11 protein-coding genes are annotated in these 13,428 nt (G+C 73.7%); 7 read left to right on the forward strand and 4 right to left on the reverse strand.

Annotation, left to right across the window (positions count from 1 at the left end; translation table 11 throughout):
• Positions 1 to 8 precede the first annotated feature (8 nt).
• Complete coding sequence (locus tag AB0J10_RS11885) at positions 9 to 1,058, forward strand: ABC transporter ATP-binding protein (RefSeq protein ID WP_363060395.1); 1,050 nt, start codon at positions 9 to 11, stop codon at positions 1,056 to 1,058.
• Positions 1,051 to 2,139, forward strand: coding sequence for an oligopeptide/dipeptide ABC transporter ATP-binding protein (locus AB0J10_RS11890; RefSeq protein ID WP_363060397.1), 1,089 nt, complete (start codon positions 1,051 to 1,053; stop codon positions 2,137 to 2,139). Before AB0J10_RS11885 ends, AB0J10_RS11890 begins: the two co-directional genes overlap by 8 nt.
• 73 nt (positions 2,140 to 2,212) lie before the next feature.
• On the opposite strand, the gene AB0J10_RS11895 is transcribed toward AB0J10_RS11890, so the two are convergent.
• Together AB0J10_RS11895 and AB0J10_RS11900 are read right to left on the reverse strand one after the other, a co-directional pair.
• The gene (locus AB0J10_RS11895; protein WP_363060399.1) at positions 2,213 to 2,833 is read right to left on the reverse strand and encodes a GNAT family N-acetyltransferase; all 621 of its coding nucleotides are present in this window, start codon (positions 2,831 to 2,833) and stop codon (positions 2,213 to 2,215) included.
• Complete coding sequence (locus AB0J10_RS11900; protein ID WP_363060401.1) at positions 2,823 to 4,916, reverse strand: penicillin acylase family protein; 2,094 nt, start codon at positions 4,914 to 4,916, stop codon at positions 2,823 to 2,825. The genes AB0J10_RS11895 and AB0J10_RS11900 overlap by 11 nt, the downstream gene beginning before the upstream one ends.
• A gap of 79 nt (positions 4,917 to 4,995) precedes the next feature.
• Between AB0J10_RS11900 and AB0J10_RS11905 the strand changes: the two genes are divergently transcribed.
• Complete coding sequence (locus AB0J10_RS11905) at positions 4,996 to 5,739, forward strand: siderophore-interacting protein (protein ID WP_363060403.1); 744 nt, start codon at positions 4,996 to 4,998, stop codon at positions 5,737 to 5,739.
• Between the two features lie 387 nt (positions 5,740 to 6,126).
• On the opposite strand, the gene AB0J10_RS11910 is transcribed toward AB0J10_RS11905, so the two are convergent.
• Positions 6,127 to 8,256, reverse strand: a complete 2,130-nt coding sequence (locus AB0J10_RS11910) for a prolyl oligopeptidase family serine peptidase (RefSeq protein ID WP_363060405.1) — start codon at positions 8,254 to 8,256, stop codon at positions 6,127 to 6,129.
• Positions 8,257 to 8,486: 230 nt separating this feature from the next.
• Between AB0J10_RS11910 and AB0J10_RS11915 the strand changes: the two genes are divergently transcribed.
• The 4 genes from AB0J10_RS11915 (at position 8,487) to AB0J10_RS11930 (ending at position 12,375) form a co-directional block, all read left to right on the forward strand.
• Positions 8,487 to 8,681 carry a hypothetical protein gene (locus AB0J10_RS11915; protein ID WP_269728533.1) on the forward strand — a complete coding sequence of 65 codons (195 nt, stop codon included), beginning with the start codon at positions 8,487 to 8,489 and terminating at the stop codon, positions 8,679 to 8,681.
• Between the two features lie 63 nt (positions 8,682 to 8,744).
• Positions 8,745 to 9,686, forward strand: coding sequence for an N-acetyl-1-D-myo-inositol-2-amino-2-deoxy-alpha-D-glucopyranoside deacetylase (mshB, locus tag AB0J10_RS11920; RefSeq protein ID WP_363060408.1), 942 nt, complete (start codon positions 8,745 to 8,747; stop codon positions 9,684 to 9,686).
• Entirely contained in the window at positions 9,683 to 10,084 is a 402-nt protein-coding gene (locus tag AB0J10_RS11925; RefSeq protein WP_363060410.1) for a DUF6113 family protein, read from the forward strand. The genes mshB and AB0J10_RS11925 overlap by 4 nt, the downstream gene beginning before the upstream one ends.
• Positions 10,085 to 10,257: 173 nt before the next feature.
• Entirely contained in the window at positions 10,258 to 12,375 is a 2,118-nt protein-coding gene (locus tag AB0J10_RS11930; RefSeq protein WP_363060412.1) for a hypothetical protein, read from the forward strand.
• 203 nt (positions 12,376 to 12,578) lie between these two features.
• Here AB0J10_RS11930 and AB0J10_RS11935 read toward each other — a convergent pair whose 3' ends face one another.
• On the reverse strand, positions 12,579 to 13,418 hold the full coding sequence (locus AB0J10_RS11935; RefSeq protein WP_363060414.1) for a transglutaminase-like domain-containing protein: 840 nt from the start codon (positions 13,416 to 13,418) through the stop codon (positions 12,579 to 12,581).
• Positions 13,419 to 13,428: the final 10 nt, after the last annotated feature.

A 13,428-nucleotide genomic window follows, 5' to 3' on the forward strand; every position in this document is an offset into this window, starting at 1 on the left:
GCACCGCCATGAGCCCCGACCCTCCGCCCGACGGCCCCGGCACGCGGGAGCGGGCGCCCGCCATCCCGCCGGCAGGACCCGGCACGCTGCTCGAAGTGCGGGACCTGCACGTGGAGTTCCGCACCCGGGACGGGATCGCCAAGGCCGTCGACGGCGTCTCCTGGTCCGTCGCCGCGGGCGAGACCCTCGCCGTGCTCGGCGAGTCCGGGTCCGGGAAGTCCGTCACCGCACAGGCCGTCATGGGCATCCTCGACACCCCTCCCGGCCGGATCACCGGCGGGGAGGTCCTCTTCCGGGGAAGGGACCTGCTGAGGCTGAAGGAGGACGAGCGACGGAAGATCCGCGGCGCGGGAATGGCCATGGTCTTCCAGGACGCGCTGTCCTCGCTGAACCCGGTGCTGACCGTCGGCGACCAGCTCGGCGAGATGTTCACCGTGCACCGGGGCATGTCGCGGAAGGACGCCCGGGCGAAGGCAGTGGAGCTGATGGACCGGGTCCGCATCCCTGCCGCGGGGGAGCGGGTCGGCCAGTACCCGCACCAGTTCAGCGGCGGAATGCGCCAGCGGATCATGATCGCGATGGCGCTGGCCCTGGAACCGGATCTGATCATCGCCGACGAGCCCACGACCGCCCTGGACGTGACGGTCCAGGCGCAGGTGATGGACCTCCTCGCCGAACTCCGCCGCGAACTGGGCATGGGGCTCGTGCTCATCACCCACGACCTCGGGGTCGTCGCGGACGTCGCGGACCGGATCGCCGTGATGTACGCGGGCCGGATCGTCGAGACCGCCCCCGTCCACGACCTCTACAAGGCACCGGCCCATCCGTACACCCGCGGACTGCTCGACTCGATCCCCCGCCTGGACCGCAAGGGCGAGGAGCTCCACGCCATCAAGGGTCTGCCGCCGAACCTGACGGCAGTCCCGCCCGGCTGCGCCTTCCACCCGCGCTGTCCGATGGCGCGGTACGTGTGCCGGACCGACGAGCCGGAACTGTCCGAGGTGAGCCGCGACCGCGGGAGCGCCTGCTTCTTCTGGAGGGAGTGCCTCCGTGACTGAGCCGACGGGGCCGGCCGAGCCGATCATCGAGGTGCGCGGTCTGCACAAGCACTATCCGCTCACCCGGGGCATCGTGTTCAGGAAACAGGTGGGGGAGGTCCGTGCGGTCGACGGTGTCGACCTCGACCTGTTCGCCGGCGAGACGCTGGGCGTCGTGGGCGAGTCCGGCTGCGGGAAGTCCACCCTCGCGAAGCTGCTGGTCAACCTGGAGCGGCCGACCCGCGGCAGCATCCGTTACAAGGGCGAGGACATCACCCGGCTGTCGGCGCGGGCGCTCAAGGCCGTGCGCCGCAACATCCAGATGGTCTTCCAGGACCCGTACACGTCGCTCAACCCCCGGATGACCGTCGGCGACATCGTCGGGGAGCCGTACGAGATCCATCCCGAGGCGGCGCCGAAGGGCGACCGGCTCCGCCGGGTCCGGGAGCTGCTGGACGTCGTCGGGCTCGACCCGGGGTTCGTCAACCGCTACCCGCACCAGTTCTCCGGGGGCCAGCGCCAGCGCATCGGCATCGCGCGGGGCCTGGCGCTGCGGCCGGAGGTCATCGTCGCGGACGAGCCCGTGTCCGCCCTCGACGTGTCCGTCCAGGCGCAGGTCGTCAATCTGCTGGAGCGGCTGCAGGGCGAGTTCGGCCTCAGCTACGTGTTCATCGCCCACGACCTGTCGATCGTCCGGCACATCTCGGACCGGGTCGCGGTGATGTACCTCGGGCGGATCGTGGAGGCGGGCGGGGACGCCGACATCTACGACCACCCCACGCATCCGTACACCCAGGCCCTGCTGTCCGCGGTGCCGGTCCCCGACCCGTCCCTCCGCGAACGGCGCGCGGCCGCCGGCGGGGACGGCGGGCGGATCATCCTCTCCGGCGACGTGCCCTCGCCGACGAACGTCCCGTCGGGCTGCCGCTTCCGCACGCGCTGCTGGAAGGCGCGGGAGCGGTGCGCGCGGGAGGAGCCGGAGCTGGCGGTGCCGGAGCGGTTCAGGGACGTGCCGGGGCCCGCGCGGCACGACTCGGCGTGCCACTTCGCCGAGGAGAGGCGTGTGGTGCCGACCGGCGACGGGCCGCCGGCGGAGGACTGACGGCGGAGGACTGACGGCCCGCCCCGGAAGGTCCGGACGCAGCGTCCCCCTCGGGGCGGGCCGCCGACGGGACCTACCTCAGGGTCTCGGCCGTCTCCCGGCGCAGGACGGCCAGCCGCGCCTTCTTCTCGGGGAGGAACACCTCGGGCAGGTCGACCTCCGGAAGCACGATCTCCGGGCCCAGTTCGAAGCCGCTGCGGCGGAGCCGGTCGATCGCCCTGGCGTTGCGGACGTCAGGCTCGGCGACGATCCGCCGCACCCCCTCGTCGGCCAGGACATGGCCGACGAGCACGCCGAGCATGGCGGCGGTGAAGCCCGACCGCGGGCTCCCCTTGGCGGGTCCGATCATCAGATGGACACCGATGTCGCCCGGCTCGACCTCGTAGCACTCGCCGAGCCGGTCGGCCTCCGGCTCGTAGGTCTGGAACAGCATCACGGGCTCGTCGCCGAGGACGATCAGGAAGGCGTGGTGGGTGGTGAGCGAGTCCAGGTGCTCGTAGATCTCGCGGACCTCGTCGCGGCTCGTCTCGCGCATGCCCCAGAAGCGGGCCCGCTCCTCGCCGACCCAGGAGTGGACGACGTCCGCGTCCCGTGCCGGGTCGAGCCGCCGCACGTGCACGGTGCCCAGCCCCTCGACGGCCTCCCGGTACAGCGGCTCGGCGCCGTCCGGTCCTGCGGATGCCTCAGTGGTCATGTCTCTCCTCGGTGCGGTGCTCGGGGGTGAGCAGGTCGAAGTCGGTGATGACGGGGACGAACCCGCCGCGCAGCCACAGCGGCAGCTGGTCGCGGTGGTGGGCCTCGCCCGGGATGCCGTGGGCGCCCAGCGGGACCACCCACAGGCTGTCGTCACGCCGGGCGAGGTCCCACACGTAGCGGGCGGAGGGTCCGCGCGCGCTCAGATCGGTGACGCCGGGGACGCTGGAGGTGGCCAGCACGCAGTCGTGGTCGCCGCCCAGCCCGGGCCACTCCCCGCCCTCGGGGGCGGGCAGCGCCTGCCAGGGCGCCAGCCGGTGACGCTCGCCCCAGGGGGTCTCCGCCCCGCCGGCCGCGGCGACCTCGCCGACGGCGTCGTGGACGAGTGCCGCGCGGTCGATTCCGGGCAGCCGGTCGGTCGTGAGCAGGGTCTCCAGCGCGTACCCGATCCTGGCCGGCAGGTGGAGCCAGGGCAGGAACACCTCGGGATACCCGAACGGACCGTTGAGCGGCTCCAGTTCGGGGTGGGTCGCGAGCCGCCGTACGACGGCCGAGCGGACGGCGGCGAACAGCGCGGCGTCGGTGCTGCCGGCCTCCATCCGCCGGTCCCATTCCAGCAGCCGGGCCCGCAGCGCCCGGGCGCCGGGGGAGAGCCGGTCGTCGTCCAGCGCGGCCACCAGGTCCAGCAGGGGCGCGGCGGACGCCAGCCAGGTGTCGGTGTGGACCGCCGCCATCCCGGGTGCAGTCCAGTCCTTCGACTCGCGCAGCAGCGCGGCGATCCGGTCGGCCCGGTGCGGGGGCGCGAACTCCACTCCCAGGGGCGTGGCGATGCCGCGGGCGTTCGCCATCACGGCGAAGTCCTCCACCTCGGCACGGGGCGTCTCGTGCCACCCCCGCCAGTCGTGGCCGTGCTCCCACGCGGGCACCACTCGAAGCCGGTTGTCCTCGTGCCGCACCGGTACGCGCCCGGCGACCCGGTGCAGCAACCCGCCCTCGGTGTCCGCGGCGTGCACCACGTTGACCGGCTCGGCCCAGTCGTCGAAGGCCCGGTCCACGTCGCCGACGGTACGGGCCCGCAGGAGCGCCGGGATCGCCTCGAAGCCGAGGGCCGCGGTGACCCGGGGCGGGTAGCGGAGGCTGACGGCCTCCGACGCCGTGCCGCTTCCGTCCGCCGCCGGGACGTCCCCGGCGATCACCGGGCCGCGGCCGGTCTCGATCACGTCGACGGTGACCGGGGCGCCGCCCGCCACCTCGATCGTCTCCCGGTGGTGGGAGGCGGGGCCCCAGCCTTCGGGGCCCTCCGCCTCGATCCCGTCGCCGGTGCGCCGCAGGCGCTCGCGGTACAGGTCCTGGTAGTCGGCCATGGCGTTGGTGATGGCCCAGGCCACGGAGCCGGTGTGGCCGAAGTGGGCGAGCCCGGGGACACCCGGCACGGCGAGGCCGACGACGTCGACGTCCGGGCACACCAGATGGATCTGCTGGTAGACACCGGGGTCCTCGATGAAACGGTGCGGATCGCCGGCGATCAGCGGTGCTCCGGTCCCCGTCCGGCCGCCGGTGACCAGCCATCCGTTGCTGCCCGAGGTGCCGGGACCGTCCGTGGCGAACAGCGTGGTCAGGTCGTCGCCGAGCCGTCGCGCCACCTCCTCCCGCCACAGCTTGGTCGGGAAGCCGGCGAACAGGATGTGGGTGGCGATCCAGATGCCGAGGGGCACCCAGGGTTCCCAGCTGCCGGGTTCGAGGCCGGTGGCGGCGAACTCGGGCGCGTTCCCGGCGCCTTCCGCCAGCCCGTCGTTGACTCCCTCGACATAGGCGCCCACCCAGGCCGCGGTGTCGGCGTCCAGGGCCGCGAAGCAGCGCCGGGCGGTGTCCTCGAGCCTGGCCTGCCGGGCGAACCGGTCCCAGACCACGGCCTCCGCGCCGAGGAACGCCGCCGTCGTGCCCCGCACCCGGTGTCGTTCGACCTCGATCTGCCAGGCCCGGTCGGCGGCGGCGTTCCGACCCTGGGCCCGGGCCAGTTCCAGGGTGCTCGAGGCGCGCAGATGCGGGATGCCCCAGGCGTCCCGGTAGACCTCGGTCGTCACACTGTCCCCACTCTCCTACTGGACAAGCCTTTAGGTTAGGCTGGCCTAACCTTACTGGTCGGGCGGGGAGGAGACAGCGGTGGGGCATGGCTGGGAGGGCGTGGTCCTCAAGCTGTTCCGGGGCAAGGACTTCGAGTTCACGGTGACGGGGGCGGAGCAGGTCACCGACCACTACCGCCGGGTGCATCTGACCGACGGCGGAATGCTCGCCGCCACCGGAGTGCACCCCACCATGTGGGTGCGCCTCTGGTTCGACGACGCGGGCAAGCCGCACCAGCGTGCCTTCACCCTCGTCGACCCCGATCCGGCCAAGGGCACGTTCAGCATGGAGTTCGCGCTGCACGAGGGTCGCGCCAGCGAGTGGGCGCGCAACGCCGAGCCCGGCGACACGATCGAGGCCACCCTCCAGGGCACCGGGTTCGCCGTGCCCGACCCGCTGCCCCCGCGGCTCTTCGTGATCGGCGACTCGGCCTCGCTGCCCGCCGTCAACTCGCTGCTCGACGCCATGCCGGGGGTGCCCGCCACCGTATGGTTCGAGACCCAGCACGAGTCGGACGCCGATCTGCCGCTCCGGGCCGGCGCTGCCCATCACGAGCTGCGGCGGGTACCCCGGCAGGACGGCGGCGCGGCGCTCGTGGCGGAGGTGAAGGCCGCACTGCCCGGACTGCTGGGCGACGACCGGGCGGACGCCTTCGTCTGGATCGCCTGCGACACGGCGACGACCCGGACCCTCACGGCATACGCCCGCAAGGAGCTGGGCCTGCCCAAGGACCGGGTGAGCGCGCTCGGGTACTGGCGGCCGGAGAGTCCCAGACCGCGATGAATGACCATCAATTTCGTTAACAGTCAGGCAACTCGACCGAAGCCGTACCGATATACGGACGCCTCACCCTGAACTGCGTACGGCCGTGCGGGTGCCGTGGACCGGCCGGGGCGCTCATGCCGCCTCGGCCGGTCGTGCGCGCCGGATCGGTCGTGGGTCCCGGTCACGGCCGGTCGTGCTTCCCGCACCGGATCCGACCCGGGTGCCGGAACTGGGTCCCGGGCCGCCGTCGGGCCGGGGACCGTCCCCGACGCCGGGCGGGCCCGCTTCCTTCCCCGCTGCCGCTCCTCCTCGCCCGCCGCTCCTGGTCCGTGAAGCGGCGGGTGTCGCCGCCCCGTGCTCGCGGGGCTCGTCCGGCGGCCAGGGGATCGACCGCGGGGCTGCCCGTCAGGCGACCCCCAAGGCGCGCTTCAGGAAGTCCACCTGGAGCAGCAGCAGGTTCTCCGCGACCTGCTCCTGGGGCGTCATATGTGTGACACCCGTCAGCGGCAGCAGTTCATGGGGGCGCCCTGCGGAGAGCAGCGCCGATGACAGCCGCAAGCTGTGTGCCACCACTACATTGTCGTCCACCATCCCATGGATGATCATCAATGGTCGGGCGGGCTCGGCCGGATCGGTCAGTCCGTCGTCCGTGACGAGGGAGTTGGCCGCGTACGCCGCGGGCTGCTCCTCCGGGAGGCCGAGGTAGCGCTCGGTGTAGTGGGTGTCGTACAGCCGCCAGTCGGTGACCGGCGCGCCCGCGACCGCGGCGTGGAAGACGTCCGGCCGGCGCAGCACGGCGAGCGCGGCGAGGTAGCCGCCGAAGGACCAGCCCCGGACGGCCACCCGGCCGAGGTCCAGCGGGAACCGGCCGGCCAGCGCGTGCAGTGCCTCGATCTGGTCCTCCAGCGTCACCAGCAGATCGCCCTTGATCGCCTTCTCCCAGCCGGGTGAGCGGCCGGGGGAGCCGCGCCCGTCCGCGACGACCACGGCAAAGCCCTGGTCCGCGAACCACTGGGAGGTGAGGTGCGGATGGTGTGCGGCCACGACCCGCTGTCCGTGCGGACCCGCATAGGGGTCCAGCAGCACCGGGAGCGGGCCGTCCGTCTCCTGGTGGTCCCGCGGAAGCAGCACGGCGCACGGAATTCGCCGTGCGCCCCCTTCGAGAAACCGTGCGCGGGAGGAAATGACCGGCGTCTCCGCGAACGAGGTGATGGTGGCGACCGGTTCGCCTTCCCTCAGTACCCGGACCTCCGGGCCGGTCGGCACACCGGGCCGCGCGGACGCGAGCACCGTCACCGTCCCCGAGCGCACAGCCCCGTGCACCCCCGCGCCCGCCGAGACCCGCTCGGCCCCTCGTTCGTCGACGCGGTACACGTGGATCTCGCCGATCTCCGGGTCCGCCGCCTCCGCGCCCGCCGACGCCGAGACCAGCACGTCCGGACCGCTCGCGTCCAGTACCGCCCTGACGTGCAACTGCGGTCCCGTCAGGAGCCGGTCTCCCACCGCCAGCACCCGGGCCCCGCCCTCGTCCGCGATCCGCACCAGCCGGCCGTCCGGCGCCCACGCGGGCACCCCGGCCGACAGCTCGACCCATGCCGGGTCCTCGTCGGCGTGCACCGTGCGGGTGGCCCCGGTCTCCGTGTCCACGGCGAGGTGCAGCGCCGTGCGCTGGTCGCGGGTCTGGACGAGCAGCAGCGGGGCGCCGGCCGGTGACCAGTGGACCCGCGCCAGGTACGGGTACCGCTCCCGGTCCCACACCACCTCGGTGCGCCCACCGCCGAGGTCCATGAGCAGCAGCCGCACCTCGGCGTTCGGCGTCCCCGCCGAGGGGTAAGCGGTCCCGGTCGGCTCCCGGTCCGGATGCGCGGGGTCCGCGATCCACCACCGCCGCACCAGGGAGCCGTCCACCCGCGCCACCAGCAGCCGGTCCGACCCGGGCGACCACCAGAAGCCGCGCGAACGGCCCATCTCCTCCGCCGCGATGAACTCCGCCACCCCGTACGAGGTGTGCTCGTCGTCAGGTTCGGCGAGCGCCCGGTCCCCTTCGCCCTCCGCGCCGACGACGCGCAGCCCGCCGCCCGCCGCGTAGGCGACCAGACGCCCGTCCGGCGACGGCCTCGGGTCGATCACCGGTCCGTCGACGGGCAGTTCACGCGCCGTGCCGGCCCGCAGCTCCGCCGTGAACAGCCGCCCGGACAGGGCGAAGGCCGCCAACTCCGCCCCGTGGTCCACCGCGTAGGCGACGATGCCCCCGGAGCCCTCGCGGCTGCGCTCCCGCCGTGCGAGCTCCTCGGCGGGCAACTCCTCGTCCGCGCCGCCGAGCAGCACCTCGGGATCGGCGGCCACCCGCTCGCGCACCTCCCCGTCGAGGTCCAGCACCCAGAGCCGATGGGATCGGTCCGTCCCCGAGGAGGACCTCAGGAACACCACCCGCGAACCGTCCGGGGCGACCGTGAACGCGCGGGGTGCGCCGAGGGTGAAGCGCTGCGTCCTGGCGTACTGGCGGGGGAAGGAGAGCTGCTGCTTCGACGTCATGCGACCGAACCTAGTGCCGCGTCGGGCAACGTTCGCGACCGGCCGAGCAGGTCCGCCGGTTTCCCGTGGTGCGCCCACGGCCGGCCGCGGCCGTGCGCCCCCGTGTGCTGCCGTGCACCGATCGATGCGGCCGCACGGATAGTTATGATCCGTAGCGCTAGGTGGGTAGGAACCTTCCGGCACATGCATGCTGCCCGTTCCCGACCGAATATCTGTGGAGGTGAGCCGCCGTGGCACTCTCGATTTCGGCGGTGGTGCTGCTGGCGATCGTCGTCTTCCTGCTGGTCCGGAAATCCGGACTGAAGGCCGGACATGCGGCGGTTTGCATGCTCCTCGGGTTCTACCTCGCCAGCTCCTCGATCGCGCCCACCATCAGCGAACTGACGACGAACGTGGCGGGCATGATCGGCGGGCTCAAGTTCTAGTGCCGCGTCCGGCAGGGGTCGCCCCGACGCGACGCCGGCCGGCGGCCTCGTAGGCTGGGAGCCATGACGGATCTCCCAGCCCGTCGTCTGCTCCTGGTGCACGCGCACCCCGACGACGAGTCGATCAACAACGGCGCCACCATGGCCCGGTATGCCGCGGAAGGCGCTCTGGTCACCCTGGTGACCTGCACCCTCGGCGAGGAGGGCGAGGTGATCCCGGCCGGGCTCGCGCATCTCGCCGCGGACCGGGACGACGCCCTCGGCGCGCACCGGAGCGGCGAACTGGCCGCCGCGATGAAGGAGCTGGGCGTCCACGACCACCGCTTCCTCGGCGGCGCCGGACGCTTCCGCGACTCCGGGATGATGGGCGTTGCGCAGAACGGCCGCCCCGGCGCGTTCTGGAACACACCCGTGGAGGAGGCCGCGCCGTACCTGGTCGAGGTGATCCGCGAGGTGCGGCCGCAGGTGCTGATCACGTACGACCCGCGGGGCGGTTACGGGCACCCCGACCACATCCAGGCGCACCGCGTCGCCATGCGCGCGGCGGAGCTCGCCGCCGACCCGGCCTTCCGGAGCGACCTCGGGGCGCCGCACCGCATCGACAAGATCTACTGGAACCGGGTGCCGCGCTCGGCCGCCGAGGAGGGCTTCGCCCGGCTGCGCGCGGCGGACGTGGAATTCCCGGGCATCGCCGGCATCGACGACGTCCCGGGCGTGGTCGACGACGCGGACGTGACCGCGGAGATCGACGGCACCGGACACGCCGCGCGGAAGGCCGCCGCGATGCGCGCCCACGCCACGCAGATCGCCGTCGACGGGCCCTTCTTCGCGCTCTCCAACGACCTCGGCCAGCCGCTGTTCACCACGGAGTACTACCAATTGGTGAGGGGAACCCCGGGGGTGCCCGCGGGTGAGCGCGAACGCGACCTCTTCGCCGGCACGGACACCGCCGCCGCGACGGGTGGCCCGGCCGTCACGACGACGACACAGGAGACAGAGCGATGAGCGGGTCCGGAGCCTGGCCGGCCAGGTCCTCCAAGGCGGCGCGCGTCGCCGCGTACATCGGCCTGGCCGTGCTCGGCGTCGCCGTCGGCACCGCCGGTTCGCTGGTCCAAGCCGCCTGGTTCCCGCTGGGATTGCTCCTGGCGCTGCTCGGTGCCGCGGCGCTCTTCCACGGCGGACTCCGCGCCACCGGCACCCAACTCGGTGTCCTCGCGCCCGCCGCGGGTTGGGTCGCCGCCGTCCTGCTGCTCAGCGCGGGGCGGCCGGAGGGCGACAGCGTCTTCGCGGGCGGTCTCGGTGAGATCGTTTTCCTGTTCGGGGGGTCCGTGCTGGCTGTGATGTGTGCCACCATGACGCGGTTGCCGCAACCGGGCGGGCCATCCGGCCGACTTGGCAAGTGACGTGTCCCATCTGAGGCCGAATTGCCCGCACTCGCTCGGACGGCCCGGGAACGCTTCCCGCAGTCGCCGGATACGTGTCGGCGGTGGCCAGTATGGTGGTGCGCGCCGCCGAGCCGCCCGCAGCAACGAGAGCCAGTAAGAACGGGCGGCGGAGCCAACCGGGAGAACCTGCTTTGAGCCGTGAAACTGACAGTTCGTCCTCCGGCCCCCAGGGGCGCGGTGGAGCCGCGTACCCCTCGGGGACACCGCCGTACGGATCCCGCCAGTATCCGTCGCTGCACCCGACGCAGGACGCTCCGGAGGAGAGAGCCGAACCCGCGTCCGCGCGACAGCCGGACGAGCCCCGGACCGAGACGACGCTGACGACCCGCATCCGGATCAACATCCCCGGGTCGCGTCCCATCCCGCCCGTGGTCATGCGCACGCCCATGAGCGACCTGGACAAGAAGGGCGCCCCCGCGCCACGCGAGGGGGCGGCGGAGCGCACGGGCAGTACACCCCGCCCGGCCGCGCCCGCCCAGTCGGCACCGGCGGCCCCCGGTGCCGGACGGGACGTCGGGAGGCCAGAGGCGCCCGAGAAGCCGGCCGAGGAGAAGACCAGCGACTGGTTCGCCCCGCGCAAGGCGCCGAGCCCCACGCCCCCGCCGGCCCCCGTCCCGGCCCAGGCGACGGGCCCGGGCCAGGCGCCGAACGTGCCGGGAGCGCGTCCCGAGGACACCGGTGCCCTCCGGATGCCCGGTCCGCCCGCTCCGCGGAACGGCCAGGTGCCCGGCGCCCCCCGGTTTCCCGACGCACCGGGCGGCGCCGGGAACCGGCCCCGCAGTGGTCTGGACTCCCTGTCCGCGGACCTCGACGCCTCCGGCCGTGCCGCACCGGGGCAGCGGCCCCCGGGCGCCGGTCCGGCGGGCCCCACGACCGGTCCCGCCTCCGGTGTCTCGCCGTTCGCTCCGGGAGCCCCGGCCGGCGGCGCCCCGGGCACCGGTGTGCCCGCGGCCGGCCCCGCGGGGCCGCCGCGGATGAGCGACGACACCGCCGTACTCACCCCCCAGAAGCCGGCGCCCGAGACCGGTTCCGAGGGTTCGGGCATGCCCGGCGGCCCGGGAGGCAACGTCTCGGGCGACACGCTGACCAGCGGGATCCCCGTGGTGCCGCCGGAGCACCGTTCGCCGTTCCCGCCCGGGGGCTCCGACGGCACCGGGTCCCCGTGGCCCTCCGGGCCCGGCGGCCCGGGAGCCGGCTTCTCGGAGCCCGACTTCCCGGGCCCGGCCACCGCGCCGCGGACGACGACCGGCCCCTCGCCGGCGCCGAGGTCCTCCTCGCCGGCGCCGTCAGGTCCGGCGAGGAAGGGCCGCTCCAAACTGGTGCTCGCCGGCGCCGGCGTGTTCGGCGCCTTGGTCGTCGCCTACGGTGCCGGGCTGCTGCTGAACCACTCCGAGGTGCCCAAGGGCACCACCGTCCTCGGTGTCGACATCGGCGGCGGGACCAAGGAGGACGCCCAGGCGAGGCTGGAGGCCGCGCTCGGCAAGCGCGCCACGTCCCCGCTGCAGCTCAGCGTCGGCGGCCGGAAGGTCCAGCTCGCGCCGGACAAGGCCGGCCTCACCCTGGACAGCCAGGCCACCGTCCGCGAGGCAGCGGGCAGCGACTACAACCCCGTCTCGGTCATCGGTTCTCTGTTCGGCGGCGAGCGGGTCGCGCAGCCGGTCATCCCGGTCGACGAGGAGAAGCTCGTCGTCGCCCTGACCGACCTCGCGGGCACGTCCGGATCGGCCTCCGAGGGCACGATCCGGTTCGAGCCGGGCAAGGCCGTCCCGGTCCCGGGCAAGGCGGGCAAGACGCTGGACGTCCAGCAGTCGATGATCTCGGTGCGGGACGCGTACCGCGCCCAGGTCGAGACGGGGCGCGCGAACGACGTCGAGCTGCCCGTCGCCAACCGCGAGCCGACGATCACCCGGACCGAGCTGAACCGGGCCATGGAGGAGTTCGCCGAGCCGGCCATGTCCGACCTGGTCACGATCAGGGCGGGCGACAAGGAGATCCAGTTCGGACCGGCGAAGTCCCTGCCGAGGATCCTGTCGATGAAGGCCGTCGACGGACGGCTCGTCGAGGTCTACGACAAGCAGGCCATCACGGAACTGCTGGACGGGGTCTTCGACGGGATCATGGTCACCAAGGGCGACGGCAAGCAGTACCCGCTGTCAGCGGACGACGTCGCCTCCGCGATGCAGAAGGCGCTGCTCGGCAGGACGCCCGAGGAGCGCACGCAGACGATCGAGCTCGACGGCCAGGGCTGAGCCCACGTCGACGCGCCTCCCGAGCCCCCGCCCCGGTCTTCCGGGGGCCGGGGGCTCGCGCGTGCTCCGGCGCCGTCATGCGGAGGTGCGCGGCGGCACCGGCCGTCCGGGGGCTCGGGCGTACTCGCCCCCCCGACGGGACCCGTGGGCCCGTGGAGCCGAGCAGGGGCCGCGAGGGCCGCACGACCCCCGCGCGGCGCGTCTCAGTTCAGCATCGACCTTGCCGAGTGCGCCTTCCGCCGGATCGCCGCCGCCGTCGCGGGTTCGGCGGCCGAGACGATGTCCGCGTAGGCGTCCATCTCCGCCGCCCCCGCCAGGAAGTCGCCGCGCTGGACGAGGAGTTGCGCGCGGTCGTAACGGAGGCGGGCCGGGTGGGAGGGCAGGAGGAGGGAGAGGTCGACGGCCCAGAGGGCGACGTCGGTGTGCTCGGGGCGGGCGGCGGCCCAGGCGCGGATGTTGTTGAGGATGCGGAGGACGATCTCCAGCGGGCCGGCGGGGGTCATCATCGACGGGTCGAGCGGGGCGCCCGTCGTGCCCACCACGAGGAGTTCCGCGTCCGGTCCCGTCAGCAGACGTCCGCCCGCGAAGGGGTCCGCCATCACCGGGTGCTCGGGGTCGCCGAAGCCGACGACGAAGTGGCCCGGGAGGGCCAGCCCGTACACCGGCGCTCCGGCGCGGCGGGCCACCTCCATCCAGACGACGGACAGCAGGATCGGCAGGCCGCGGCGGCGGCGCAGCACCTCGTGCAGCAGGGACGACTCCAGCCGCTGGTAGCAGCCCGGGGTGCCGCGGAAGCCGCAGCGCTCGCCGAGCAGAGACGACAGCGCGGCCACCCAGTTGTGCGGGCCGGTGATCCCGTACGGCAGCAGGCCCGCGAGGCGGTCCAGTTCGATCTCGGCGGCGTCCAGCCCCGCCTCGTCCAGCCGCGGATCCGCTTCCGCACCCACGAGCAGGCACAGCGTCGCGAGGTCGGGCCGCTCGGAGCGGGCCTCCTCGGCGAAGCGGCGACGCCGACCCGCGGCCTCGGGGAGTGGCGGTTGCATATGCGTCTCG

Origin of the sequence: Streptomyces sp. NPDC049887, from assembly GCF_040656535.1 — a bacterium.
Lineage (GTDB): Bacteria > Actinomycetota > Actinomycetes > Streptomycetales > Streptomycetaceae > Streptomyces.

Excerpts from the sequence above, each read along its gene's own strand:
- AB0J10_RS11895 (WP_363060399.1), bottom strand. The coding sequence starts at position 2,833 with ATGACCACTGAGGCATCCGCAGGACCGGACGGCGCCGAGCCGCTGTAC.
- AB0J10_RS11925 (WP_363060410.1), top strand. The coding sequence starts at position 9,683 with ATGAGCGGGTCCGGAGCCTGGCCGGCCAGGTCCTCCAAGGCGGCGCGC.
- AB0J10_RS11910 (WP_363060405.1), bottom strand. The coding sequence starts at position 8,256 with ATGACGTCGAAGCAGCAGCTCTCCTTCCCCCGCCAGTACGCCAGGACG.
- AB0J10_RS11885 (WP_363060395.1), top strand. The coding sequence starts at position 9 with ATGAGCCCCGACCCTCCGCCCGACGGCCCCGGCACGCGGGAGCGGGCG.
- AB0J10_RS11935 (WP_363060414.1), bottom strand. The coding sequence starts at position 13,418 with ATGCAACCGCCACTCCCCGAGGCCGCGGGTCGGCGTCGCCGCTTCGCC.
- mshB (WP_363060408.1), top strand. The coding sequence starts at position 8,745 with ATGACGGATCTCCCAGCCCGTCGTCTGCTCCTGGTGCACGCGCACCCC.